Below are 26,310 nucleotides of genomic sequence, written 5' to 3' on the forward strand. Positions count from 1 at the left end.
GGATTTGTTGTACAGAGGGCTTGGGGAAACAAACGGACATGAAATAACGCACATTTTGTAGAATTGGGGGAGTTGTTGGTGTTTAAAGCAGAAAAATATCAAGGTACAAAGGAACAGGGCTTTGGTCTTGTGACGAAACAACTGAAAGCTTTATTAGAAGGCGAACCAAATCAAATAGCGAATCTAAGTAATGCTTCTGCCCTCTTAAATCAATTTATGGACCGTATTAACTGGGTAGGATTCTATTTATATGAAGAAGAAAGCAATCAACTGGTGTTAGGGCCATTCCAGGGACTTCCTGCATGTGTAAGGATCCCACTTGGCAGAGGCGTTTGCGGTACATCTGCAAGCGAACAAAAAACGCTTTTGATCGATGATGTTCATCAATTCCCCGGACATATCGCATGTGATGCAGCCTCTCAATCAGAAATCGTCGTCCCACTTGTGAAAGATGGAAAACTGATCGGTGTTCTGGATATTGACAGTCCTGAAAAAGCCAGATTTGACGAAGAGGATCAGAAGTACTTGGAGATTTTTGTGGAAGAACTATTACGCCACCTTTAAACTCCATTCTGATAGACCCTGCCGACAGGGTCTGTCTTATTATTTTTTTGCATAGGATTGGTCCAATTGGAGGGGTTGTTGTGCCACTTTGGCAGGTTGTTGTGCCACTTTCGGCATTTGTTGTGCCACTTTCAGCATTTATTGCGCCAAATTGTGAACACCAGCAGCTCACTAATCACGATTATTACCACACATCACTAAAAAGGAAGGAACCGACCAGCCCGGTTCCTTCCTTTTTTACTTATGCCTTATCCAACGCCTGAGCTAAATCATCCCAAATATCCTCCGGCGCTTCCAATCCTACGGAAAGCCTTAGGAGTGTGTCACTGATTCCCATGCTTTTTCTTGACTCTTCGGGTACGACTGCATGAGTCATGGTAGCCGGATGCTGGATTAATGTTTCTGCATCCCCCAGACTCACGGCGATCTTGATCATTTCTAGATCATCCATCAGCTTCTGTGCCTCTTCCTTCGAACCCTTTATCGTAAAGGAAATCATTCCTCCGGCTTTCTTCATTTGTTTCTTCATGACCTCATGTTGAGGATGATTGGAATGGCCCGGGTAGATGACAGATTCTACTGCCGGATGTTCGGCTAATAGACCTGCAATCTTCTCTGCACTTTCACAGTGACGGTCCATTCGCACGGCTAACGTTTTTAACCCCCGCAATAATAACCATGCGTCAAAAGGAGAAATGATTCCTCCAATATCCTTCTGAGTCGTCATGCGAATTTCTGCCACCTTCTCCTGTGATCCCACAACGAGCCCCGCGACCACGTCTCCATGACCGCCGATATACTTCGTCGCGCTGTGGATGACAATATCGCATCCAAGTTCCAACGGTCGTTGTAAATAAGGAGAACAGAATGTATTATCTACCACTACAGGAATTCCCTTTTCACGTGCGACCTTCACGACAAGCTCAAGATCAATTAACTGCATAGTCGGATTGATGGGTGTTTCTACATAAATACAGCTCGTTTGTTCAGTGATTTTCTCCCGGATTTCCTCTTCTGTTCTCATGGAAGAGAAATCATGTTGAATGGAGAATTTCTCTTGAAGCAGCTGAAGTAAACCGAACGTACAGCCATAGACCCCTTGAGAGCAAAGAATATGATCTCCTGATTTGGTTAAGGAGAATAATACGGCGGATACAGCTGCCATGCCGGAACCGAAGGCAAGGGCAGACCCGCCCCCTTCCAATGATGCCATCCTGTCTTCCAGAATCGATACTGTCGGGTTACCCAGTCTTGAATATATATATCCTTCCTCTTCACCGGCAAAGCGATTTTCCCCTTGTTTCGCATTTGCAAAGGTATAAGTAGAAGTTTGATATAAAGGCGGCGCTAAACTATCAAAGTGCTGAGATGATGCATACCCCTCATGAATCACCCTTGTTTCAAAACGCTTCTCTTCTTTCATACAGTATTCCTCCCAGTATTCCCTTTAAGTCTAAGTAACTACTATTCTAGAATATGATAACCACAACAAAAAAGAAAGCGGTTACACTAAAGTGATAAAGGAAAATGTCCAACAAAGAAGAACCCGGAAAAGCCACGGCGGCTCATTCACGGGTTCGGGAACTCTCTTATTCCAGGATGATTCCATCACAGTCTTTCACAACCTGGTTCTTACCGTTATTCTTCGCATGATAGAGTGCTTCATCTGCTTTCTTTACTAATTCCTTTACAGACTTGGGACACTGTTCGTCCCTTACTCTCCATGTGGATAATCCACAGGACAGAGTCACTGAAGGATCTGTATTCACAGGAATCTCCTCGACAATGCATTGAGCAATGTCAGAACCGGCCTCATGGTCAAGAGAAGGCAGATAGACCGCTAATTCTTCTCCTCCCCATCTGGCAACAAATCCATCTTGACCTACGATATCTTTAATCAGGTTCGCCACTCCGATAATGACTTCATCACCAATTTGATGGCCGTAATTATCATTTATCGACTTGAAATCGTCAATATCGATCAATAGTAAGGTTCCCACTGAATCCTTGTTCATCGAAGATTCCATTTCATCATCTAGATAATTTCGTGCGAATAATTTAGTCATATGATCGGTAATGACCATTTGCTCCAGTTTCTCACGAAGGGTTGCATTGGTGATTGCCAGGGTCGAATGATGGATAAACGACTGAAGCAGCTTGTACATGTCAAATGAAAACATGTATGGTTCTTTATGTAACACTATGCAAAACCCCAGCAGAGCTTCATTTTGAATCATGGGCACGGCCATAACGGAAGGAAAGACCGCTCCCTCCTCGAATCGATCGCTTACATCACCTAAAAAGATGGCGTCCCGTTCCTTCTCGATTCTCCCCATAACATAGGAGATATACTTCTCACCTTCTTCTTCAAAAAAAACAGAAGAGCTTTCTTCCAGTATTTCACACTCCCCTTTTTGAAGGAGAACAAATCCGATGGCTGATGCCTGAAAGGATCGTTTTATCTGTTTCTTTAAAAACAAGACCGTATCCGTTAATCGTAAATTCAAATTTAACTGATGGGAGGTTTCATTTATAAGCTGCAAATCGGTAATGAGCCTTTTAGACTGTTCATAAAGTTTGGCATTTTCAAGGGCATTCCCTGCCGTATAGGCAAGCAAGCGAATGAACTCGATCTTCTGTTCGGTAAAGGTGAAATGGGCCTTTGACTTCACTTCGAGCACGCCATAGATTCCCTGTTTTCCTTTTAAAGGTGCATACAGGACATCCTGTTCCTTCACTTCGATACTCCCGTTGACAAATGCCTGCATGGCAGACTCGTTGGCAAGATCAAAGTCAAAATTTTTAATGGGGAGTGTCCCGAATTCATACCTGTCGTTAGACAATAACAAGTGGAATTCATCGATTGGAAATACCTGCTTCAACGTTTCAATGATCTGCACCAGAAGCGTATGGACATCTCTTGTGGAGTGAAAGATCTCCGTTACTTTAAATAGTTCCCTGTACCGTTTTTCATCTTCTAGTACGGTCTGGATTCCACCTGTATGCTGTAAAAACTGATTGCTGGCTTCCCAAAAGGAATCGAGCCAGCCACCGTCTGCTGCTTCTTTACATTCATTTCTTTTTACTAAAAGCATCGCCAGAGGACTGCCATCTTTATTCGTAAAGTGAAAGCGGATGGTGCAATCATCCGCTTCTTCAACCATTACAGGACGAAAAATGTATTTCTCCTTTGTTTCAGCAAGAGTGAGGGGAACCTCCTCATTGTCACTGGGGTGATATAAGAAATAGGCAGACTCGCTATAAAAATATAAAAATGCCCGATCAATTTCAAGGCAGTCTTTAATAATTGCCAGCCACTTTTGCAAATGAGCAGAATGCCCCAATTCAACTGACATTTCTTCATAGATTAAATCAAACAGCTTTGACTTATATTCAAGCAATGAATTATGAACAACGTACATTTTCCTCACCCACACCTAAAAGGTTTGTGAAACTATTAACATCATTGACCTTGAGCCAGCACCAGATCTTCTTGTAATACCACGAGCCATAAAGGCTGATCCACCGATAAGGAATGGACTTCCACGGGTTCAGCTTTATGATCTGACAAATCCAGTTGTATTGGGTCTTCTTTCTCTATAAGGGAAATGTCTATCAACTGATGATGCTCATCATATTTAAAGGTTTTTTCACTTGAGAACACTGAAGATGGAGCATCCTTCTTCTCTTGTAAAACCTCTAAAGATTTCGAAAATAACACCCATTGCTTCTTATCTAATTGGACCCATATTCCATCTTTACCTTTGGTGAGTCCTATCTTTTTCACTCTTTTCTGTAACGACACACTATGTAATACCTTAAAATAATACTGATTGCTTCTATCAAGTTCATATATAATAAGGACAGGCTGATCTCGAGCCATCTTTGCTACGGCGATGACGGGGTTCTGCTCTCGACTTCCTGCAGTTAATACCTCCGCATGGATCGATTGTCCGGACTCATCTACTTGTAATGAGGAATTGGAAGAATAAACAAACCCTCCGAAAACAACCAGGGCGCACAGACCGATCAATACAAATCGAAGGGTCTTTTCTCTTTTTGATTCTTTCAACGACATTCACCTATTCAACATATTTTCCAACTTTTATTATATCACAAGAAATGACTTTTGGACTATTTTGTTTAGAGAACAACACTCGCAAGAATCTATGAAACCTATTCATCTTAAAATACTTCCTTGACTTCTATTCTCTCCCGTCATATAATATTCTTTGTGTAAAATAATGCAGCTTCAGTGAAGTCCTTTATGATCGTATTTTGTTCCTCTACACTTTGAGGTGTATCTTGTAACCCTCTGCTGCTAGGGCGAAGGTACATGAAAACAAAATACACATAATTGTTTATTCACAGGTGTTTTTATTTTACAACAAAATAAAAACAATAAAGGAGGAGTCATTCATGGCTCGATATACTGGCCCAAGCTGGAAATTATCTCGTCGTCTTGGAATCTCTCTAAGCGGTACGGGTAAAGAATTAGAAAAGCGTCCTTACGCTCCTGGACAACATGGTCCTAACCAACGTAAAAAAATCTCTGAGTACGGTTTACAACTTCAAGAGAAGCAAAAACTTCGTCACATGTACGGAGTAACTGAGCGTCAATTCCGTAACCTATTTGACCAAGCTGGCAAATTACAAGGTAAACACGGTGAAAACTTCATGGCGCTACTTGAGTGCCGCCTGGATAACGTTGTTTATCGTTTAGGTTTAGCTCGTACTCGTCGTCAAGCACGTCAACTTGTTAACCACGGTCACGTAACAGTGAACGGATCTCGCGTAGACATCCCTTCATTCCGCGTACTTCCTGGTCAAACAATCTCAGTTCGTGAAAAATCACGTAACCTTGACATCATCAAAGAAGCGATGGAAGTGAACAGCTTTGTTCCTGAATTCCTAACTTTCGATGCTGACAAATTAGAAGGTACATTCACACGCGTTCCTGAACGTTCTGAATTACCAGCTGAAATCAATGAAGCTCTTATCGTTGAGTTCTACTCTCGTTAATCTTTGTAAGAAAGACACTGTCCATTTTATGGGCAGTGTTTTTTTGTTTATAGTTTTTTCTTTTTTAATCGAATTGCAGGAATGTTTTCCCGTATGCCCTGAAAAATTCTAAATCTATGTCCATGCCTGCACCTGAAAAATTTATGTTTTTTTGGTGAAATAGATTCAATTCTACGATTTTAAGGTTGGGAGAGGATCTGGATGTTGTGATTGGATGGCATATGTAATTGTGATTTTATACTCTCGTGCCCGTTTTTATCCATAACGATCTAATATTTAGGGTTATGTGCGAGGTTTATCTCTTTTTGAATGCCCGTAATTTGATTTATGAACGGATTTCAGCTCTTTATGATTGAGCATCCCGATTTATGAACCGGTTTCTGCCATTTATGATCCGGAATCCCGTTTTATGCACCGGTTTCGTCTATTTATGAACCGGAATTCTGATATATGAACCGGTTTACTCTATTTTTGACCCGAAATCCACATTTATGAATCTTTTGTCGAATAAACACGACTAAACCCTACTCACTTCTTCCTGTACATTCTTCCATACAGCGCACCTCCTAAGGAGCACTACTTAAAGATAAAAAAGCACGGTACCCGCTCCACAAAAGAGAAACGGATACCGCACTGTCAGATTCAATAATAATATTATACGTACTGAATTCTAAAATATTTCTTCTTTCCGCGGCGAATGATGGTAAATTGTCCTTCGATCATGTCTTTTTCACCCATCACATGCTGAAGGTCTGTTACACGTTCACCGTTAAGGTATACTGCACCATTTCCGACATCTTCACGCGCTTGTCGCTTGGATGGTGAAATTTTCGCATTCACGAGAAGGTCGATCAATCCGATCTCTTCTCCTTTAGACTGCTCGAATGAAGGAACATCTTTGAATCCTTCTAGGATTTCAGAAGCTGATAGAGATTTAATCTCACCACTGAATAATGCTTGTGTGATGCGGATCGCTTGATCCAGTGCTTCTTCGCCATGAATCAGTTTTGTCATTTCTTCAGCAAGTGCCTTTTGCGCCTTGCGAAGGTGAGGTTCCGTTTCAACTGACTGTGCCAAAGCATCGATCTCTTCGTGTGAAAGGAATGTAAAGTATTTCAAGTATTTCACGACATCTGCATCAGCTGCATTGATCCAGAACTGGTAGAACTCGTAAGGAGATGTCTTCTTCGGATCCAACCAAATCGCGCCACTTTCGGTTTTACCGAATTTACTTCCATCCGCTTTCGTGACGAGTGGAATCGTGAAACCAAATGCCTTCGTTTCTTCTTCATGGGTACGTCTGATCAGTTCAAGGCCAGTCGTGATATTCCCCCACTGATCGCTCCCACCGATTTGAAGCTTACAATTGTAGTTGTCGTATAGATGATTGAAGTCCAGGGCTTGCAAAATGGTATACGTAAATTCAGTGAACGAAATACCAGATTCCAGGCGAGACGCGATCGTATCTTTTGCCAGCATGTAATTTACACCCACATGCTTACCGAAATCACGAAGGAAAGTGACAACATCCATCGCTCCGATCCAGTCATAGTTATTCACCATCACTGCACCATTTTCCCCTTCGAAATCAAAGATGCTTTCCAGCTGCACTTTTATGCTCGCTACATTCCCCTGAATCGCTTCAATTGTCTGCAGTTTACGCTCTTCATTTTTACCACTTGGGTCACCAATCAAGCCGGTTGCCCCTCCCACTAGCACAAGTGGACGATGCCCTTGATTCTGGAAGCGTCTTAATGTTAAAAATGGGAGCAGATGCCCGATATGCATACTGTCTGCTGTCGGATCGATCCCGCAGTAGATGGAGATGCTTTCTTTATTCAACAGGTCCTTCAACCCTTCAGCATCCGTTTGTTGATACGTGATTCCACGCCATTCCAAGTCCTTTATCAAATCCATGTTCTTTTCCTCCTTTTTTGTAAAACAAGACAACAAAAAAGTCCCTGCATAAATGCAGGGACGCTGTCGCGCGGTACCACCCAAATTAAGGAATTACATCCTTCACTCATTAAAGATAACGGCTTTAACCGTTTGCTGCTACTTAGGGTTCACAGCAAAAGCTCCAGGATGTAATTCATCGGCCATTTGTGTCAGTTCACAGCAACCACTGACTCTCTTTATAACAGGGAAGGCAGACTACTTATTCCTCTCATTGCGATCACACGTTCAATTTTTTGTAAGTAAATCCGACTGTGTGCCGGATCGTCATTCATTTCGCTATATAAGGTTTTTACCATATTCTAAAATATTAGTCAACTAAACGCATGATAAAAGACCATTTTATTTGACTTTTTACGACAGCCTTCTTGTAAATATGCTATAATGGGAATGTTCTGGGGGGAATGATATATGAAGGAAAAATGGAACAAATTACTCGAAAAACTAGACCCTGCAATCAGGTTCTTTTCAAATACTGGAGTTCAAAAACGAGCAAGAATTACATACGGAGTATTCTGGAATCTGTCGTTGATCCTGGTCGTGATCTTTGTACTGGGATTCGCATTTGCAGGAGGAGTCGGAGCGGGATATTTCGCTTCTCTCGTCAAGGAAGAACCGATCCGTCCTTATGACCAAATGAAAAAGGACATTTACAACTACGAAGAAACATCGCAGCTATACTTTGCCAATGATGTATATCTGGGTAAACTCCGAACAGACTTGGAGCGGGAAGAAGTAAAGCTCAAAGATGTTTCTGAAGATCTGCGAAATGCTGTTATTGCCACGGAAGATGAATACTTCAAAGAACATAACGGTGTTGTACCGAAAGCGATCATGCGTGCCGTACTACAGGAATTCACCAATTCCTCCACTCAATCAGGTGGAAGTACACTCACACAACAGCTAATCAAAAACCAAATATTGACGAATGAAGTGTCATTTGAAAGAAAAGCAAAGGAAATACTCCTCGCCCTTCGCTTGGAACGTTTCTTTGAAAAGGACGAAATTCTGGAAGCGTACCTGAATGTAGCGACACTTGGACGTAATTCATCCGGTCGAAATATCGCCGGGGTCCAATCTGCTGCCCAAGGGATATTCGGAGTCGACGCCAAGGACTTAACCTTGCCTCAATCTGCGTTCATTGCAGGACTTCCACAAGCCCCATTCTCTTATACTCCATTTACCAATAGCGGAGAAATGAAAGAGAATCTGGAAGCTGGAATGAGCCGAAAAAACACTGTACTCTACAGAATGCACCGAGAAGGTTATATTACGAAAAAAGAGTACGATGATGCTGTTGCCTATGACCTGTCGAAAGATTTCATCAAGCCTAAGGCATCACCGAGTGAACAATATCCTTGGCTGACTGCCGAACTTGAAAGCAGAGCAGTGGACATCATGACGGATGTACTTGCCGAAAAAGACGGCTATTCAAAACAGGATCTTGAAAATAATGATGAACTTGAAGAAAAATACCGAACGCTCGCGGACCGCAATGTTCGTCAAAGCGGTTATCAGATTCACTCAACCATCGATAAAAAAATCTATGACCAAATGCAAAAGACGAAAGATGCCTACGAAATGTATGGACCTCCGAAATATGTAGCGGGAACGGACCCTGAGACAGGAGAAGAAGTTGAGGTGCAGGAGCCGGTTCAGGTCGGAGCGATCATGATTGAAAATAAAACAGGGCGCATCATCAGTTTCATTGGCGGCCGTGACTTTAAAACGGAACAAATCAACCACGCCACCCAGTCACTGAGATCGAACGGGTCTACCATGAAGCCTTTACTTGCTTATGCCCCGGCACTGGAATACGGATACATTTCACCTGGATCCCCTATTCCTGACGTTGGTGTCAATATCAATGGCTGGACGCCTGAAAACTACTCGCTTAATGAACGTGGACTTTTCCCTGCAAGATATGCACTTGCAGAATCATTGAACTTACCTGCTGTAAGAACATATGCCAATATCTATAACCGAAATCCATTTAAAGAATTCCTTCTGAAAATGGGCTTTTCATCACTAAACAGCAGATATGATAACAACCTGTCACTTGCACTGGGAGCCACCACAAGTGGTGTAACAGTCGAAGAAAATGTAAATGCCTATACTACTTTTGCAAATGGCGGGAAATTCATAGATGCCTACATGATCGATAAAATTGTCGATCAAGATGGCAATGTGGTGTTCGAACATAAAGTAGAACCGGTGGATGTATTCAGTCCACAAACGGCTTACCTTGCCATCGATATGATGAGGGATACCCTGGATCATTCACTTGGGACAGGTCGCTATGCGAAGAAATTCCTGAACTTTGGTTCTGACTGGGCCGGGAAATCCGGAACGAGTCAGGAATACAAGGATCACTGGTTTGTCGCATCCAATCCGAGCATTACATTCGGAACCTGGTTCGGATACGATACACCGTCATCATTAAATACAGCAGCATCGAGAGCACAATATGGACATTATGGATTGCGAAATATCCGCCTATGGTCATACCTATTGAATGATACGAGAGACCTGGCTCCTGAACTGATTGATCCCGAAGGTTCGTTCACAGCACCGGAAGGCATTGTAAGAAGATCCTTCTGCTCCATTTCCGGATTGCTTCCATCAGAAGCATGCAGTCAGGCCGGGTTAGTGAAAAGTGACTTATTCAACGCTAAATATGTACCAACCAAAACAGATGACAGCTTACTCATGAGCCGTTATGTCATGGTAAACGGAAAGAAATATTTAGCACTGCCTAATACGCCGGAAGAATTTTCACAACCGGGAGTGATCTTGAATCCTGACTTTGTGAAGAATGTATTTGGTTCTGTACCTGGAGATCCAAATAAACTCATTCCAGAAGGTGACAATCGATTCAAAAATGTTCTGATTGCAGAAAACAAAATTTCTGACGACGGAGTTGCTCCAGGGACGGTTAAAGCGAGTGCTAATGGTAATACCATCACTTGGACCCCTTCTGCAAGCGGAGATGTCGTCGGATATCGTGTATATAGTAAATCTGGCGGCAAGGTCGGCAGTGTCAAGTCTGGCGGGAATTATTCAGTTTCCGTTGGAAATGGTGATTTCTATGTGGTTGCCGTTGATGTAGCTGGAAAACAATCTGCAGCTTCCAACACTGTACAAATCGGAAAACCAGAGCCAAAACCGGAACCGAAGCCTGAGAAGCCGGCAACGGATCCGAAACCGCCTGGTGATAAACCGGCTGATCCCCCCCCTAAACCAGACAAGCCTGAGCCACCACCTCCTGCTGATGATGGAGGCGGTGACGGCGGCGGTGGCGATGGAGGAACCGAGCCACCAACCGAACCTGAACCACCTGCTGAGCAGAATTAGATCGCAATATAAAAAACGAGCAAAAGTATTTACTTTTTGCTCGTTTTTTTATATTGGATGAGGGTGTAGGGCTGGATTTGGACTCTCCCCTTAATCTTTCATGCCATTCTGGAGATTTATCTGCCGTATTTTTATTTTATCTGCCGGTTATTCAGTTTATCTGCCATTTTTTTAGTTTACCTGCCACTTCTCATAAATCGACAATTTCCACCACCCTCGCCTCCCACACCCCAGACCACAAAAAAACCCCTACTCACCAAGAGCAGAGGTTCTTTCATCTATTAATCTTCCATTGTACTTAAATCACCGGTAGGAAGGTCTAATTCCCATGCCTTCAACACTCGACGCATGATTTTCCCGCTTCGTGTTTTTGGCAGCTTGTCTCTGAATTCGATTTCTCTTGGAGCCGCATGGGCAGCTAATCCTTTTTTCACGAATTGGCGAATCTCTTCTTTCAGCTCATCTGTCACTTCGTATCCGTCGCGAAGAGCGATGAATGCTTTGATGATTTCGCCTCTAACCGGATCAGGCTTTCCAATAACGCCTGCTTCGGCAACTGCCGGATGTTCTACGAGCTTGCTTTCTACTTCAAATGGACCTACTCGTTCTCCAGACGTCATGATGACATCATCAATCCGGCCCTGGAACCAGAAATATCCGTCTTCATCCATATAAGCTGAATCTCCCGAAACATACCAGTCACCAGGCATGAAGTATGAGTCATACTTCTGTGGATTATTCCAGATCTGGTTCATCATGGACGGCCAGCCTTTTTTGATCGCTAGGTTCCCCATGCGGTATGGAGGCACTTCATTTCCTTGATCATCCACAATCGCCGCTTTCACTCCGGGGAATGGTTTCCCCATGGATCCCGGCTTGATTTCCATGCTCGGATAGTTACAGATCAATTGACCGCCTGTTTCCGTCATCCACCATGTATCATGGATGCGCAGATTGAATACTTTCATTCCCCAGCGGACAACTTCCGGATTCAGCGGTTCTCCTACGCTCAGGATATGGCGAAGCGAGCTTAAGTCGAATTGTTTCACGACTTCATCCCCTGCACCCATCAACATCCTGAATGCGGTTGGAGCACTGTACCAAACCGTTACTCCATAATCTTCGATCGTTTTATACCAGTTCTCCGGCTTGAAGCGTCCCCCTACAATGACGTTCGAGGCACCTGTCAGCCACGGACCGAAGATTCCATATGAAGTCCCTGTGACCCAGCCCGGATCAGCTGTGCACCAATACACATCCTCTTCCTGAAGGTCGAGTACCCATTTGGAAGTTTGATAATGTTGGATCATAGCGTTATGGACATGAAGGACTCCTTTTGGTTTTCCTGTGGACCCTGACGTATAGTGAAGGATCAACCCATCGTTCCGGTCTACCCATTCCACTGCCAGTTTATCGCTAGCTTCAGCAAATTTGGACATAAAGTCAACATGGACATCGTCCTCCTGTACCTCATCCCCAATTAAGAAAACATGCTTTAGGTTTGGAAGTTCACTTACCGGGACCCTCTTCAAAAGCTCAGGGGTCGTGATCAGTACCTTAGCTTCACTATCCTCCAGACGATCACGAACGGCTCCCTCCATGAAAGCTTCAAACAGAGGACCTACGATGGCACCCAGCTTGATCGCACCCAATACGGAGAAATACAATTCCGGTGATCTCGGCATGAAGATGAAGACACGGTCACCTTTTTCAACATCCCCAAAACGTTTCAATACATTTCCTGCTTTGTTCGACATCTTCTTCATATCAGAGTACGTATATTTTTCATCACGTTCTGCATCTCGGTAATAAAGAGCGACTTTATTTTTCCTGAAAGATACTGCATGTCGGTCGATTGCTTCATGGGCCAGATTGACACGTCCTGTTTCCGACCATGAAAATTCTTTTTCGACATCTTTCCAATCAAATGATTCATACGTATTTTCATAGCTTTCAAGATTATAGTTTCCCTTCGTTACTGGTAACGCTTCCACTTTCATATACCGCATCCCCCTTATGTAAGAAATTACAATCTTATTATAGTATAAATTTAATATTTTCTCAATTTTTTAAAAAATCTGCCACTATGACCTCTTAGCTGTAATCAGAATAAAAACACTTCAAACCCCTGTCCCAGATAGGTATTGCAGAATAATATCACCGCTTCAAACGTCTGAAAATTTTGTGAAAGCGCTATACATTTTTTAATTTCATGTATAATGGACTTGAGGAATATCTTTAGGTGGTGTCCAGATGAAATTGAAAAAAACCTATAATGCAACAGAATTGAAAACAACAAAGGGAAATATCATTATTGAAGGTCCGATTTCCGCTGAAGAATTATCAAGGCTTGACTTTCACGAGGACTTGGTCGCTTTCAGACCCCCTGCCCAGCAGCATAAAGCCCTTGTAGAGATTGCCAGTTTACCAGAAGGACGAATCCTGATCGCGAGAGATCATCATACGATTGTCGGATATGTTACATATTTATATCCTGATCCCCTTGAACGCTGGTCTCAGGGGAAAATGGATAATCTGATTGAGCTTGGAGCAATAGAAGTCATTCCTAAATTCCGCGGGGCTTCAGTCGGAAAAAATCTATTAAAGGTTTCCATGATGGATGATCATATGGAAGACTACATCATCATTACGACTGAATATTATTGGCACTGGGATTTAAAAGGGACCGGCCTGAACGTGTGGGAATATCGTAAAGTGATGGAAAAAATGATGAACGCCGGCGGGTTGGAATATTACGCAACGGATGACCCTGAAATCAGTTCCCATCCAGCTAATTGTTTAATGGCGAGAATCGGTACAAGAGTGGACCCGGATTCCATCCAACGATTTGATCAACTGAGGTTTATGAATCGTTTTATGTATTAATGGAATTCTGACAAGTTTTCTAAAGGGGTGGAGAACGTGATTGTAGAAGAAATTATGAAAACGAAAGTCGAAACTTTAAAGGCAGACGATACAATTGAAACAGCCATAAAATTAATGCGGGAGAAGAAGATCAAGCATATCCCGATTACCAATCATGATATGGAAGTGATCGGGATCGTGAGTGACCGTGATGTAAAAGACGGCACCCCATCTATTTTTCATGATGAGTCCCCTGGCAATGAAATGCAGAATCCGCTTGAATTGATCATGAAGAAAGATGTGATCACAGGTCATCCTCTCGATTTTGTTGAAGAGGTTGCGGCTCTCTTTTATGAGCACCGGATCAGCTGCCTCCCAATCTTGAAGGAAAAGAAGCTGGTCGGAATCATTACTGAAACCGATCTGCTGTACACGCTCATTCAACTGACGGGAGCCCATCAGCCCGGCTCTCAAATCGAAGTGAAAGTCCCACATAAAGCGGGCATTCTTTACGAGGTAGCAGGTATCATCAGAAGGAATAACTCCAATATTCAAAGTGTACTTGTCTATCCGGATAAAAAGGACGAGCAGTTCAAAATCCTTGTGTTCAGAGTAAGAACGATGAATCCGATGAATGTGATCAATGATCTAAAGAAAGAAGGATATGACGTGTTATGGCCAAACATGCCAGGAATCTCCTCATGACAAAAGATGCTATTTTCATCTATTCAGACGAACTCCTCGGGTATCGGTTCTCTGATGAGCATCCCTTCAATCAAACCCGATTGACCCTGACGATGGATTTACTCAAAGAAGCAAATGCTCTTCAATCAGATGAAATCGTTCCACCACGAATGGCTACCGATGAAGAGTTATTTCTTAATCATGATCCCAATTATGTAAACGCCGTCAAAAGAGCGAGTGTCGGCCAACTCTCTCAAGATCAGGCAGAAGGGTTTGGAATTGGTACTGAAGATACCCCGATGTTTCAAGGAATGCATGAAGCGAGTGCTTATTTGGTAGGCGGTACGTTAACGGCCGTTGATCTTGTCATGACGGGAAAAGCGAAGCATGCCCTTCATCTCGGTGGTGGTCTGCATCATGGTTTCAAAGGGAAAGCATCAGGCTTCTGTATTTATAACGACAGTTCGGTGGCGATCCGCTACATGCAGGAAAAGTACGGGGCCCGGGTCCTATACGTGGATACAGATGCCCATCACGGAGATGGCGTTCAGTGGTCCTTTTACGATGACCCGGACGTGTGTACCCTTTCCATCCATGAGACGGGCCGCTACCTCTTCCCGGGGACAGGCAATATCAATGAGCGCGGTCACGGAAAAGGATATGGGTATTCGTTCAATATCCCCCTCGATGCCTTTACAGAGGATGAGTCGTGGCTCGAAGCTTACGAAACGTCCTTTCGTGAAGTCATTGAATTCTTCAAACCCGACGTCATTTTGACTCAAAACGGGGCAGATGCCCATTATTATGACCCACTCACCCACCTTTCGGCTACCATGAATATATACCGGGAAATCCCTCGTATCGCCCATGAGCTTGCTCATGAGTATTGCGATGGTAAATGGATTGCCGTTGGTGGTGGCGGTTATGACATTTGGAGAGTCGTCCCAAGGGCTTGGAGCATGATTTGGATGCAGATGACCGGTCGAATGGACCTCGCCACTTCCTTCCCTGGGAAATGGACAGAACGCTGGCAAAGTAAAGCAGGGGTCACCTTGCCAAATGAATGGTGGGATAGACCTGACATTTACAAGCCGATTCCGAGAAAAGGCGAAATCACTGAGAAGAATAAACAAACCGTAGAGAAAGCCCTTTATTCCATTCGGCAACAACTGAGGCAAAAGCCTGGCAGCTAAACAGAAAAGCGGAGGCGGCTCGCTCAGACCCGACAAGCATAAGGCGAGAACATCGGAAAGGCGTCCTTTGCCTTTTTGGTGTTCTTGACTTATGACCTCGAGGGCCTAGCCGCCGGAGCTGGACAATCGAAAAGCGGAGGCGGCTCGCTCAGGCCCGACAAGCATAAGGCGAGAACATCGGAAAGGCGTCCTTTGCCTTTTTGGTGTTCTTGACTTATGACCTCGAGGGCCTAGCTGCCGGAGCTGGACAATCGAAAAGCGGAGGCGGCTCGCTCAGGCCCGACAAGCATAAGGCGAGAACATCGGAAAGGCGTCCTTTGCTTTTTTGGTGTTCTTGACTTATGACCTCGAGGGCCTAGCCGACGGAGCTGGACAATCGAAAAGCGGAGGCGGCTCGTTCAGAGGCGAAAAGCATAAGGCAAGAATACGAAAAAAAACCAAGGCCCTCTCATCCCATTGAGAAGTCCTTGGTTTTTATTGTTCCTCATATGCAGGATCTGTTATGATCACTTCCACACGCCTGTTTTTTTGAAGATTTTCACTTGTGTCATTGGGTGCAATGGGTCGTGTGTCCCCATATCCGACGGCAATGAAGCGCTTCGGATCTAAGTTTTCGGATTGAACCAGATACCGGATCACACTGCTGGCCCTTGCAGAGGAGAGCTCCCAGTTTGATGGGAACCGATATGTACCGATGGGACGATTATCTGTATGTCCCTCCACTTTCACAAAGTTTGGGATCCTCGATAAAAGATCGCCCACCTTATTCAAGAACGGATATGCGTCCTCAAGGACCGTTGCTTCACCTGAAGCGAACAGTGCTTGCTCCTGAAGGACAAGCACGACTCCACGCTCGGTTCTTGTGGCCACTACAACGTCACTAAGTTTATTTTCATTCAAGTAGCTCTGAATATCGGCTAAAAGCTGATTCAACTCTTTATCGGTTTCCTCACTGCTTTGAGGCTGAGTTTTCTCCTTCTCCATTTCAGGTTCAGCTGAAGGATTCTCAAATGGAATGACAGAAGGGTAAAACTCCAGTATTTGACGCTGCTGAAAGGAATCAGCGATGGTCCTGAATTTCACGATATCGATTTGAGACATGGAAAATAGTAAAATAAAGAATACGAGAATAAGAGTAATGAGATCAGAAAAGGTTACCATCCATTTTGGTGCGCCCGTAGGCTGAGACGGTTGTCTTCGTCTACGCATCATGGAATGTTGCCTCCTCTTGCTTCCTGCCAGCAGAGTACATCTCCAGTTCCTCATTGGATAAGAACACTCTCAGTTTCTCTTCCAATATTTTCGGATTCTGACCTGATTGTACCCCAACGACACCTTCAATCACGATTTGTTTCATAAACACTTCTTTTTCTGTTTTCATCGCTAATTTGGATGCCATAGGTAAGAAGACAAGATTTGCAAGGATCGATCCATATAGAGTCGTTAATAAGGCGATGGCCATATTTGGCCCTAATGACGCTGGATCATTTAAATTCTTTAACATCAGTACGAGACCGATCAAGGTCCCGATCATCCCCCAGGCAGGTGCATACTCCCCTGCCTTGTCCAGTAAACTTTTATTTTTACGATGCCGTTCTTCTAAAGCGATGATCTCGGCATTCATGATATCCACAATCACGTCCTGCTCAATTCCATCGACGGCTAACAGGACCCCTTTTCGAATGAAAGGATCCTCGACCTCTTCCACTTCCGCCTCTAGTGAGAGAAGGCCTTCACGTCTCGCTTTTTCTGATAGTGTCACAAACGTGCGAATGAGGCCCTGAAGATCGTATTCCTCGTCACGAAAGGATTCTCTCATCACTTTCCCCAATTGCTTCAATTCCTTAATAGAGAAGCTGACAAGCATGGCAGCGACCAAACCGCCTATGACAACAAACATGGACGGCAGATCTATAAAGGAACTGAAGCCTGTAATACCAGCGTTCGTAATGATGGCAAAAGCGACGAATAGAAACCCTACTACAACCCCGATCGGTGTAAGAACATCAAGCTTTTTCATTTTGACTCTCCCTACAAAATTAAGTTCTGTTTGTCTTTATCTTTTATATCGACAAACTTCTTATTTTGTTGAGTTCCGATGTTCGATTCGATGAGGAAGAACTACTGTGGATTCTTCGACCGTTTCTTTGTTCATATATTTCGTTAATAATCTCATCGCCACAGCCCCGATATCATATAAAGGCTGAACAACGGAAGTTAACTGTGGTCTGACCATAAGCGCAAGTCTTGTGTTATCAAAACTGATTACTTCAACTTCATCGGGGATGGACACGTTTTGATCCTGGGCACCGTGAACAACTCCAAGGGCCGTCTCGTCATTTCCGACGAATATAGCGGTCGGCTTGTCCTCAAGCTCAGAAAACTTCTGCCATGCTTCAAGTCCTGAATCATATGTGTATTCACCTTCAACAACCAGGTCGTCACTATATTCAACTCCGGCTTTGGCAAGGGCTTCACGATACCCTTCTAATTTAAACTTCATGTTGATTGTATCGTGGAAAGGACCACTTACAAATCCGATACGCTTATGCCCTTTTTCCAACAATTCCGTAACAGCATCGTAGGAAGCCGCTTTGTAGTCGATATTAACGGAAGGAACCTTGTTTGTTTCTTCCACTGCTCCAGCTAATACGATTGGAACCGGGGAACGTTCGAATTCCTGAACATGTTCCTCTGAAATGTGCCCGCCAAGGAACAGAATTCCGTCCACTTGTTTACCAAGCATCGTGTTGAGAAGATGAAGCTCCTTCTCGGCATTTTGATCCGAGTTACTTAAGATAATATTGTATTTGTACATCGTTGCGATATCTTCAATACCACGTGCCAATTCAGCATAGAAAATATTAGAGATATCCGGAATGATGACTCCGACCGTTGTTGTCTTCTTACTTGCAAGTCCCCTTGCTACTGCATTCGGACGGTACCCAAGGCGGTCAATGACCTCCAGTACTTTCTTTCTTGTTGCAGGCTTTACATTGGGATTCCCGTTGACAACACGTGAAACGGTTGCCATGGAAACATTTGCCTCTCTTGCTACATCATATATTGTAACGTTCATAGCTAACTCTCCTTTACTCTTCTACTCATTTATTTATCTTATTTTACACTAAATAAACCTAAAGAAAAACGATTACAATAGTTTGTTAAAAAATGCACATATTTATATTCACGTTAGTGTTTTTTCAATGTATATAGGTTATTTATCTGCAATTACCATGATAATCATACGATAGTCTCTATATTCGTGCAACGACTCCGCCTTATCTTGATAAAAAGTTGATTATAGCATGCAGAAAGAGCGACTACCAGAATAGAGGCTTACTGTAGAAGAGGATGTGTTTCGCCGATATATTTGGTATTTCGCCGTTAAAATCAGAATTTCGCCGATAAAATGAAAATTCCGCTGATATCCTAAATCAAGTTAGATGATTCACCTGAAAATCATTCATTATTTGGTCCTTATGCTGCTCATAAGTAATAAAAAAGGCTTTTCTTATAAAAACCCCCCACAATGACAGCAGAAAATCAAAAACAAAGGGTTGAACCCCATATATAGGATCCAACCCTTCTCTTTTATATATTATACTTCGATCGTTCTTCCTTTTAGCAGCTCCTGATAGAAATGATCAAATTGATCTAAGTCCATTTGTTGGGCAGAATCGGATAAGGCAACGGCAGGATCAGGATGAACCTCAGCCATTACACCATCTGCACCGATGGCAAGTGCTGCTTTCGCCGTTGGAAGCAACAGATCTCGGCGTCCGGTTGAGTGTGTTACATCCACGAATACTGGCAGATGCGTTTCTTGCTTAAGAATTGGGACAGCCGAAATGTCCAATGTGTTTCTTGTCGCTTTTTCGTACGTACGAATTCCTCGCTCACAAAGGATGATGTCTCCATTTCCTTGTGAAATGATATATTCAGCAGCGTTGATGAACTCATCGATGGTTGCAGCTAAACCGCGTTTAAGTAATACGGGCTTCTTCACTGCTCCTGCTGCTTTTAACAGCTCGAAGTTTTGCATGTTTCTCGCACCGATTTGAATCACATCAATGTATTCCAATGCGGGTTCGATATCGGCTGGGTTTACGATTTCACTTACGACAGCCAAATCATATTCATCCGCCACTTTTTTAAGGATTTTTAATCCTTCGATCCCAAGACCCTGGAAGTCATAAGGTGACGTTCTCGGTTTGAACGCTCCGCCTCGAAGCAATTTAAGTCCTTTTGCTTTGACGGCTTTTGCCACTTCTGCTACTTGCTCGTAAGATTCAACCGCACATGGTCCGAAAATGAAGTGAGGCTTTCCGTCTCCAATTGAATCTCCGTTGATCGTTACGATAGTATCATCCGGTTTCTTTTTACGGGAAACAAGCAGTGCTTTACGGTGATCGTCTTTTTGAAGCTCCAAACCGGCTTTAAAAATTTCTTTAAAAATATGTTCAACGGTCGAATGTTCAAATGGACCATTATTATTTTCTTTGATCAGATCAAGCATTCCTCTTTCACGAACAGGATCATAGCGGTATACTCCTTGAGTCTCCTTGACACGCCCGATTTCCTGAACTAGTTTAGCACGTTCATTAATGGTGTCTAATAGTTTTAAGTTCATCTCGTCTACTTGTTTTCGTAATTGATCGAGCTCTTGATTACTCACAATACAGCACCCTTTCTTTTTTTATCCTGTTCATACGTAAAAACTGTTATAGTTTTAAGAAAGTATGATACATTTTTGATATTGAAACTTATTATAATAGAACAGATCCAAAATGTCACGATAAAATTCTTTATTAATTAGACGCTTTTAAGCGCTAAAGTATTTTAGTATTGTATGAGAATAGGCTAAAGTGGGTGAACACTAATTGAAAAATACGCAAAAAATATTTGCATTGGACATCGGAACCCGATCGGTCGTAGGGATCATTTTAGAAGAAATAAACGGAATATTTCAAGTTTCAGATATTTTAGTAGAAGAACATAAAAAGAGAGCCATGCTGGATGGTCAGATTCATGACGTTCCAGCAGTCGCCGAGGTCATTAGCTCCATTAAAGAGAAATTGGAGAAGAAACACGGCCCTCTTCATAAAGTGTGTGTCGCAGCTGCCGGAAGAGCCCTGAAAACAGCAACCGCATCTTCCACATTAACTATAACAGGAAAGCCTCTTCTTCAAAAAAACGATATCCTCCATCTCGAGTTAAGCGCTGTCCAGCAGGCTCAAGCATTGGCTGCGGAAAATGAAAATGACACGAAGGGCTATCACTATTACTGTGTTGGTTATTCTGTCCTTTTTTACCGTTTGGATGGTGAGGAAATCGGAAGTCTCATCGATCAGCAGGGGGAAGATGCCACCGTCGAGATTATCGCAACCTTTCTTCCACGTGTAGTAGTTGAATCTTTAATTGCGGCACTGAATCGCGCTGGTCTGGAAATGGATGCCTTAACCTTGGAGCCTATCGCTGCGATTAATGTACTGATTCCAGAATCCATGAGACGACTCAATGTAGCCCTCGTTGATATCGGAGCAGGAACATCGGATATCGCGATTACAAATCTGGGCACTGTCATTGCCTATGGAATGGTTCCGACAGCCGGCGATGAAATTACAGAAGCCATCAGCAATGAACTATTGCTGGATTTTCCTCTAGCCGAGCAGGCAAAGAGAGAGCTTCAGTCCAGAGAGGAAATTACTGTTACCGATATTCTCGGTTTTGAAACGAGTTTCCCTGCACTGGAGGTTGTTGAAAGAATTGGTCCAGCTGTAGATCGTTTAGCCGGGGAGATTTCCAAAGAGATTCTCCGGTTGAACAATGGAAAGCCTCCACAAGCCGTCATGCTTGTAGGAGGAGGAAGCTTAACACCTGAGCTGCCGGGCAAATTAGCCTCATCTTTACAACTTCCACACAACCGGGTCGCAGTAAGAGGCGTGGAAGCGATTCAGAATATAACCATATTGGATGAAGTAACGAAAGGACCAGAGCTCGTTACACCTATCGGAATCGCCATTGCAGCTAAACAGACACCTGTTCAATACGTCACAGCCCACGTGAACAATCAGCCGGTCCGATTATTTGAAGTAAAGGACTTAACAGTCGGGGACTGTATTTTGGCCGCAGGCTTAAAACTAAGTAAATGGCACGGGGTTCCGGGTAATGGTTTCTTTGTAACAGTCAATGGTCAAGATATAACCTTACCAGGAGGTCATGGTCAGGCACCTCTTATTGAAAAAAATGGTCAGCCCAGTGCACTGGATGAAAAAATTAACAATAACGATATTATCACTGTTCACAAAGGAGAGAACGGGTCTTCACCAAGTGTAACGATTGGAGATTTATTAGACACCTCTACTTCAAAACAGATTGTGATAGATGGGAACCCATTCTTACTAGCTCCACTCGTCTTCAGAAACAATCAACCTGCATCCCTTGATGATACCATTCAGGACCGTGATTGTATCCGGATCGAATTGATGGAATCACTCTTTGATGTGTTGAAGCATTCAGGGTATGAAGAGTGGTTAGAAAGCACTAAGCCCTATCGTATTTCCATCAATGGAAAAGACACATTCTTCCCTGTTTATAGTGGAAAACTATTCATCAACGGTATTGAGGCGAAGCTATCATCAAAGATTCAACAGGGCGATATCATTTCATATAAACCAGGCTTTACCCCAACGGTAAAGGAGATTCTTGCCAAGAAACAGCTCACTGCAGGGGCTTCTATCATCATTACTTTTAACGGAAAGAAAGTAGAGCTTATGAAAGAGAGCAGCCGTGTTTATCGAAATGGCAGCAGGCTTGAAATGGACGATCGATTAATTGCCGGGGATTCGATTGAAATTGAAGAACAACAAGTAAGCTCATTTATCTTCCAGGACTTATTTAATACTGTTGAAATCACCATGCCTTCTCATGCGAATGGGAGTTTCTTACTCTTGAAAAATGGAGAGGAAACCACCTTTTATGAAGAAATTCAACAGGGGGACGAACTCGAAATCGTCTGGCCTCAGTCCACACGCTGAATGAAAGAATAGCAGACAACAAAAAAACTGGCATTTACGCCAGTTTTTTTGTATTATGATCCAACTTGTCCAGGTACGCTGCTCGCACGATTAGTTGGATGGATATTGTTATCACTTGTAGAAGTAGAGCTTGTTGAAGGTTGTGAACCGTTTACTGAAGAGGTTGATTCCCCTGTCACTTCCTCACCTGCTTCTTTCACTTTACCGCCTATATCCTTCAATTCCTCTGCCGCTTCCTTCGTTGTAGCGATAATTTCTGAAGAATCTTCCTTTACTTGATTTACTTGATCGATCACATCATCATTCACCTTTTCATAAAGGCTCTGTGCGTCGTTGATCGCATCCTTCAATACAGTGGAAGCCGTTTTAAGGCGATCCTGCCAGTCGTTCATAACTCCCGATGGATTCTCCCTTACCTTTGCCACCATACCCATTGTGGAGTCTTTCACATTGGATGTTCTGGATGATACTCTTTTTCTCGTTGTTTTATCAAGCATAGCCAGTGCGCCGCCTACTACAGCACCCACTACCATGCCTTTTAATAACTTACCATTCTTCTCACCGGAAGTGCCGTTCATCGCAGTCGTATTGCTCGTTTGAGTATTATAAGGTACAGTCTGAGTCATGAATCGTTCCTCCTAATTTACTATCAATAAATTTTATTCTTATAGAGTAAGTTCCCTGTATTATGGAAAGTAAACACATGGGAGCGAATTACCAAAAATTATTAGAAATCCCAAAAGAAATCATTTATCCGCAAAAATAAAAAGGACCCTGTCATAACAGAGTCCTTTCCCTACAACTTATTCAATTCATTCTCGGTAATATTCCAATGTGAAGCATTCCAGCCCGGTTTTCCTTCAATAAACAGGAAGGCTTGGGGTGATTCATGCTTGATGCCGTATTTTTCGGCAATATGATTGGATAGTTCCCTTGACTCTTGAACGGCTAAATAGTAGCCATCTTCCTCTTCATGCTTATTCAGGAAGGCTTGGTATTCACTGAAAGCATTTGAGCTCACAGGGCATGTTAAGCTGTGCTTCATAAAAAAGAAGCGGGAATTCGTTTCGGAAAGCTGTTCAAACTCTTGAACGGTTTCAATCTTTTGCATATCATTCATACTCCCTTACAATAAAATGTGCATTATTAAATTGCCGGAGACAGACGTGCCTCAATGCATTTTTATTTCAACAAAAAAACGGTGAAGTAATCATATCACTTCACCGCCCTTGGAATCAATTATTATTGATTGTATGTTTTTTCAGTTTCGTCAAATGCCTTTTTTGTTTCTTCGAGCTTTTGATTCACATCTTCTGTCTCTTCAACAGGTGTTGTTTCACCTACAGCAACAGCTTGAAGTTCATCGTTTGTTTCTTGAAGCTCGTTATTATTAGAGCGGTATGTTTTCAGCTTTCCAACCACATTGTTGGATTGCTCCTGTACTGATTTTGAAAGTGCAGATGATTTTTCTTTTGCTACTGCTGCAAGCTCATTGCTCTTTTCTACAGCCGTGTCTTTCCACTGACCTGTCTTTTCTTTCAGTACGCCAGCCTGCTCGTTGATATCATGACGAAGGTCTTTACCTGATTTAGGAGCCAGTAGAAGAGCTGTTGCCGCCCCAACGATTCCTCCGATCAGTGTTCCGATCATGAAGTCTTTTGAGTTGATGTTGTTGCTGTCGTTTGTTTGGTTTTGGTTCTGATTTTGATTGTACTGTTGTGTCATTTAAAATTCCCCTCTCTAATTGTTATAAGATCTTGCTCTTTTAATCAATTTTTCTCGAGATCGAACTTCTTTAGATGCTTGGTTTTGAACATCTGCATCAGGTTGACTTGGCTGTTTTTCCTGTTTTTGTTTCCATCTGTCCTTTAACTCGATAAAGGCATTCCCCCACTGAACAACCTGTGAAATTTTCCCTTGATTACGTTCAAGTTCAGTTGAAATGGAAGTACTAACTTTCTTAACCGAGTTATTAAGGTTCTGGATGGAATGCCCTACATCTCTTACTGCATAAACAACAGTGTTCAGATCCTCAGATTTCTTCTGGATATCCTCAGCTAATAGATTTGTTTTATGTAGTAATTCAGTAGACTCTTTTGTTACTCCCTGAAGCTGGCTCTCAAGACCCGTCAATGTAGTCGAAACACTGTCGAGGGTAGATCCTAAAGACTTCAAGGTCTTCATTACACTCATAACTAAAATAAAAAATGCAACTGCTATTACAGCCACGCTTAGATAAAGAATGATTTCCATATGCCACACCTCCATGTATAGAAATTCTTTACCCTTATGATAAACAAATAAACATTATACTAGTATTTCTTCCTTCCGCATGAATTCTCCTGCACGAAAAAATAAAAAATATTTCTTGATTTATCATTTCACATTTTGTTTCTCTCATCCATTTTTGTTTTAGGGTACAATAATAGAGAACACATAAAAGGGGGAAAATCCAATGAAAGATCCACGCATTGAAAAACTGGCAAAAAATTTAATTCAATATTCCGTGCAGTTACAGCCTGGAGAGAAAGTATTGATCGAAAACTTCGGTTTACAACGTGAGCTTGTAACAGCACTCGTTAAGGAAGCATATGCAGCAGGGGGATATCCTTTCGTATCCATCAAAGATCACGCAGTCGACCGCGCATTATTGATGGGCGCACAAGAAGAACAATACAACATGATTGCAAGCTTTGAAGCGAATGTCATGGAACAGATGGATGCGTATATCGGTTTACGCTCAGGTGATAATATCAGTGAACAATCGGATGTACCTGATGAAAAGATGAAGATCCATGGAAATACGATAGGTAAAAAAGTACATAGAGAAATTCGCGTCCCTAAGAAAAAGTGGGTCGTGCTCCGCTATCCTACTTCATCCATGGCGCAGCTTGCCAATATGAGCACAGAAGGATTCGAAGACTTCTACTTCGATGTCTGCAACCTGGACTACAGCAAGATGGACAAAGCCATGGATAACCTGGTTGAGCTTATGAACAAGACGGATAAAGTCCGCCTTGTCGGAGAAGGGACGGACCTTACATTCTCAATCAAGGACATTCCTGCAGTGAAATGTGCGGGACGCCTGAACATTCCCGATGGAGAAGTATATAGTGCACCTGTAAAGGATTCAGTTAATGGAATCATTTCCTACAATACACCGTCACCTTATAATGGGTTTACCTTTGAAAACGTAAAATTGACATTCAAAGAAGGCAAGATTGTAGAAGCTACTGCAAACGATACAGACCGAATAAACAAAATCTTTGATACGGATGAAGGGGCAAGATACGTAGGTGAATTCGCCATTGGTGTAAATCCGTACATCCAGCATCCGATGCAAGACATTTTATTTGACGAAAAGATTGATGGCAGCTTCCACTTTACGCCAGGCGAATGCTACGAAGAAGCGTACAATGGAAACCACTCGAACATTCACTGGGATATGGTGATGATTCAGCGTCCTGAGTACGGCGGCGGTGAAATCTATTTCGATGATGTATTGATTCGAAAAGACGGACGATTTGTCATTGAAGAACTTGAAGTGCTGAATCCTGAGAATTTGAAATAAGACTGAAGAGTCACCGTCATGATTCATGACGGTGACTTTTTTGTCTGAGGGTGAAAGAAAG

At 42.8% G+C, this 26,310-nt stretch carries 21 protein-coding genes and 1 other annotated feature; of the genes, 8 read left to right on the top strand and 13 right to left on the bottom strand.

What is annotated here, in order from left to right:
- Window positions 1-78 precede the first annotated feature (78 nt).
- Window positions 79-564, top strand: coding sequence for a GAF domain-containing protein (locus FZC88_RS19515; RefSeq protein ID WP_148970950.1), 486 nt, complete (start codon window positions 79-81; stop codon window positions 562-564).
- 241 nt (window positions 565-805) lie between these two features.
- On the opposite strand, the gene megL is transcribed toward FZC88_RS19515, so the two are convergent.
- The 3 genes from megL to FZC88_RS19530 all read right to left on the bottom strand — a co-directional run bounded on the left by megL (window position 806) and on the right by FZC88_RS19530 (window position 4,636).
- Window positions 806-1,987 (bottom strand): methionine gamma-lyase, encoded by a 1,182-nt coding sequence (gene megL, locus FZC88_RS19520; protein ID WP_148996128.1) that lies wholly within the window; start codon window positions 1,985-1,987, stop codon window positions 806-808.
- A 166-nt stretch (window positions 1,988-2,153) separates the two neighbouring features.
- Entirely contained in the window at window positions 2,154-3,986 is a 1,833-nt protein-coding gene (locus FZC88_RS19525; protein ID WP_148996129.1) for a sensor domain-containing diguanylate cyclase, read from the bottom strand.
- Between the two features lie 41 nt (window positions 3,987-4,027).
- Window positions 4,028-4,636 carry a hypothetical protein gene (locus FZC88_RS19530; protein WP_148996130.1) on the bottom strand — a complete coding sequence of 203 codons (609 nt, stop codon included), beginning with the start codon at window positions 4,634-4,636 and terminating at the stop codon, window positions 4,028-4,030.
- Between the two features lie 347 nt (window positions 4,637-4,983).
- Between FZC88_RS19530 and rpsD the strand changes: the two genes are divergently transcribed.
- A complete protein-coding gene (gene rpsD, locus FZC88_RS19535) occupies window positions 4,984-5,586 on the top strand; it encodes a 30S ribosomal protein S4 (RefSeq protein WP_034765742.1) in 603 nt (200 codons plus the stop codon).
- A gap of 654 nt (window positions 5,587-6,240) precedes the next feature.
- Here rpsD and tyrS read toward each other — a convergent pair.
- Window positions 6,241-7,503, bottom strand: a complete 1,263-nt coding sequence (gene tyrS / locus FZC88_RS19540) for a tyrosine--tRNA ligase (protein ID WP_148996131.1) — start codon at window positions 7,501-7,503, stop codon at window positions 6,241-6,243.
- Window positions 7,504-7,556: 53 nt separating this feature from the next.
- Window positions 7,557-7,766, bottom strand: a binding site (T-box leader).
- A 187-nt stretch (window positions 7,767-7,953) separates the two neighbouring features.
- Here tyrS and FZC88_RS19545 point away from each other — a divergent pair.
- Window positions 7,954-10,896 (top strand): transglycosylase domain-containing protein, encoded by a 2,943-nt coding sequence (locus FZC88_RS19545; RefSeq protein WP_148970955.1) that lies wholly within the window; start codon window positions 7,954-7,956, stop codon window positions 10,894-10,896.
- 281 nt (window positions 10,897-11,177) lie between these two features.
- Here the strand turns inward: FZC88_RS19545 and acsA are convergent, their stop codons facing one another.
- Window positions 11,178-12,896: an acetate--CoA ligase gene (gene acsA / locus FZC88_RS19550; protein ID WP_148970956.1), complete on the bottom strand. Its 1,719-nt coding sequence runs from the start codon at window positions 12,894-12,896 to the stop codon at window positions 11,178-11,180.
- A gap of 253 nt (window positions 12,897-13,149) precedes the next feature.
- Between acsA and FZC88_RS19555 the strand changes: the two genes are divergently transcribed.
- Genes FZC88_RS19555 through FZC88_RS19565 form a run of 3 tightly spaced genes read left to right on the top strand, consistent with a single transcriptional unit; the run spans window position 13,150 to window position 15,638 of the window.
- Window positions 13,150-13,782: a GNAT family N-acetyltransferase gene (locus FZC88_RS19555; protein ID WP_148970957.1), complete on the top strand. Its 633-nt coding sequence runs from the start codon at window positions 13,150-13,152 to the stop codon at window positions 13,780-13,782.
- A 36-nt stretch (window positions 13,783-13,818) separates the two neighbouring features.
- Entirely contained in the window at window positions 13,819-14,466 is a 648-nt protein-coding gene (locus FZC88_RS19560; RefSeq protein ID WP_148996132.1) for an acetoin utilization AcuB family protein, read from the top strand.
- Window positions 14,463-15,638, top strand: coding sequence for an acetoin utilization protein AcuC (locus FZC88_RS19565; protein WP_148996133.1), 1,176 nt, complete (start codon window positions 14,463-14,465; stop codon window positions 15,636-15,638). The genes FZC88_RS19560 and FZC88_RS19565 overlap by 4 nt, the downstream gene beginning before the upstream one ends.
- A gap of 474 nt (window positions 15,639-16,112) precedes the next feature.
- On the opposite strand, the gene motS is transcribed toward FZC88_RS19565, so the two are convergent.
- From motS to FZC88_RS19585, 4 genes are all read right to left on the bottom strand, one after another.
- Complete coding sequence (motS, locus tag FZC88_RS19570) at window positions 16,113-16,850, bottom strand: flagellar motor protein MotS (RefSeq protein ID WP_148996134.1); 738 nt, start codon at window positions 16,848-16,850, stop codon at window positions 16,113-16,115.
- Window positions 16,840-17,658: a flagellar motor protein MotP gene (motP, locus tag FZC88_RS19575; RefSeq protein WP_148970961.1), complete on the bottom strand. Its 819-nt coding sequence runs from the start codon at window positions 17,656-17,658 to the stop codon at window positions 16,840-16,842. Before motP ends, motS begins: the two co-directional genes overlap by 11 nt.
- A 60-nt stretch (window positions 17,659-17,718) precedes the next feature.
- Window positions 17,719-18,717, bottom strand: a complete 999-nt coding sequence (gene ccpA, locus FZC88_RS19580; protein WP_148970962.1) for a catabolite control protein A — start codon at window positions 18,715-18,717, stop codon at window positions 17,719-17,721.
- Between the two features lie 522 nt (window positions 18,718-19,239).
- A complete protein-coding gene (locus FZC88_RS19585; RefSeq protein ID WP_148970963.1) occupies window positions 19,240-20,316 on the bottom strand; it encodes a bifunctional 3-deoxy-7-phosphoheptulonate synthase/chorismate mutase in 1,077 nt (358 codons plus the stop codon).
- A 205-nt stretch (window positions 20,317-20,521) separates the two neighbouring features.
- Between FZC88_RS19585 and FZC88_RS19590 the strand changes: the two genes are divergently transcribed.
- On the top strand, window positions 20,522-22,678 hold the full coding sequence (locus FZC88_RS19590) for a cell division FtsA domain-containing protein (protein WP_148996135.1): 2,157 nt from the start codon (window positions 20,522-20,524) through the stop codon (window positions 22,676-22,678).
- A gap of 53 nt (window positions 22,679-22,731) precedes the next feature.
- On the opposite strand, the gene FZC88_RS19595 is transcribed toward FZC88_RS19590, so the two are convergent.
- From FZC88_RS19595 to FZC88_RS19610, 4 genes are all read right to left on the bottom strand, one after another.
- The gene (locus tag FZC88_RS19595; RefSeq protein ID WP_262371981.1) at window positions 22,732-23,304 is read right to left on the bottom strand and encodes a YtxH domain-containing protein; all 573 of its coding nucleotides are present in this window, start codon (window positions 23,302-23,304) and stop codon (window positions 22,732-22,734) included.
- 170 nt (window positions 23,305-23,474) lie between these two features.
- The gene (gene ytxJ, locus FZC88_RS19600; RefSeq protein WP_148996136.1) at window positions 23,475-23,789 is read right to left on the bottom strand and encodes a bacillithiol system redox-active protein YtxJ; all 315 of its coding nucleotides are present in this window, start codon (window positions 23,787-23,789) and stop codon (window positions 23,475-23,477) included.
- Between the two features lie 131 nt (window positions 23,790-23,920).
- Window positions 23,921-24,403, bottom strand: coding sequence for a YtxH domain-containing protein (locus FZC88_RS19605; RefSeq protein WP_148970967.1), 483 nt, complete (start codon window positions 24,401-24,403; stop codon window positions 23,921-23,923).
- Window positions 24,404-24,418: 15 nt separating this feature from the next.
- Entirely contained in the window at window positions 24,419-24,931 is a 513-nt protein-coding gene (locus FZC88_RS19610; RefSeq protein WP_148996137.1) for a DUF948 domain-containing protein, read from the bottom strand.
- A gap of 202 nt (window positions 24,932-25,133) precedes the next feature.
- On the opposite strand from FZC88_RS19610, the gene FZC88_RS19615 reads away from it, so the two are divergent.
- Window positions 25,134-26,249 (top strand): aminopeptidase, encoded by a 1,116-nt coding sequence (locus FZC88_RS19615; RefSeq protein ID WP_148996138.1) that lies wholly within the window; start codon window positions 25,134-25,136, stop codon window positions 26,247-26,249.
- Window positions 26,250-26,310: the final 61 nt, after the last annotated feature.

This window comes from Rossellomorea aquimaris (genome assembly GCF_008180865.1).
In the GTDB taxonomy this organism is placed as follows: Bacteria; Bacillota; Bacilli; order Bacillales; family Bacillaceae_B; genus Rossellomorea; species Rossellomorea yichunensis.

Excerpts from the sequence above, each read along its gene's own strand:
- rpsD (WP_034765742.1), top strand. The coding sequence starts at position 4,984 with ATGGCTCGATATACTGGCCCAAGCTGGAAATTATCTCGTCGTCTTGGA.
- tyrS (WP_148996131.1), bottom strand. The coding sequence starts at position 7,503 with ATGGATTTGATAAAGGACTTGGAATGGCGTGGAATCACGTATCAACAA.
- FZC88_RS19605 (WP_148970967.1), bottom strand. The coding sequence starts at position 24,403 with ATGACACAACAGTACAATCAAAATCAGAACCAAAACCAAACAAACGAC.
- ccpA (WP_148970962.1), bottom strand. The coding sequence starts at position 18,717 with ATGAACGTTACAATATATGATGTAGCAAGAGAGGCAAATGTTTCCATG.
- FZC88_RS19565 (WP_148996133.1), top strand. The coding sequence starts at position 14,463 with ATGACAAAAGATGCTATTTTCATCTATTCAGACGAACTCCTCGGGTAT.
- FZC88_RS19525 (WP_148996129.1), bottom strand. The coding sequence starts at position 3,986 with ATGTACGTTGTTCATAATTCATTGCTTGAATATAAGTCAAAGCTGTTT.
- megL (WP_148996128.1), bottom strand. The coding sequence starts at position 1,987 with ATGAAAGAAGAGAAGCGTTTTGAAACAAGGGTGATTCATGAGGGGTAT.
- FZC88_RS19545 (WP_148970955.1), top strand. The coding sequence starts at position 7,954 with ATGAAGGAAAAATGGAACAAATTACTCGAAAAACTAGACCCTGCAATC.
- FZC88_RS19615 (WP_148996138.1), top strand. The coding sequence starts at position 25,134 with ATGAAAGATCCACGCATTGAAAAACTGGCAAAAAATTTAATTCAATAT.
- FZC88_RS19555 (WP_148970957.1), top strand. The coding sequence starts at position 13,150 with ATGAAATTGAAAAAAACCTATAATGCAACAGAATTGAAAACAACAAAG.
- motS (WP_148996134.1), bottom strand. The coding sequence starts at position 16,850 with ATGATGCGTAGACGAAGACAACCGTCTCAGCCTACGGGCGCACCAAAA.
- FZC88_RS19610 (WP_148996137.1), bottom strand. The coding sequence starts at position 24,931 with ATGGAAATCATTCTTTATCTAAGCGTGGCTGTAATAGCAGTTGCATTT.
- motP (WP_148970961.1), bottom strand. The coding sequence starts at position 17,658 with ATGAAAAAGCTTGATGTTCTTACACCGATCGGGGTTGTAGTAGGGTTT.
- acsA (WP_148970956.1), bottom strand. The coding sequence starts at position 12,896 with ATGAAAGTGGAAGCGTTACCAGTAACGAAGGGAAACTATAATCTTGAA.
- FZC88_RS19595 (WP_262371981.1), bottom strand. The coding sequence starts at position 23,304 with ATGACTCAGACTGTACCTTATAATACTCAAACGAGCAATACGACTGCG.
- ytxJ (WP_148996136.1), bottom strand. The coding sequence starts at position 23,789 with ATGCAAAAGATTGAAACCGTTCAAGAGTTTGAACAGCTTTCCGAAACG.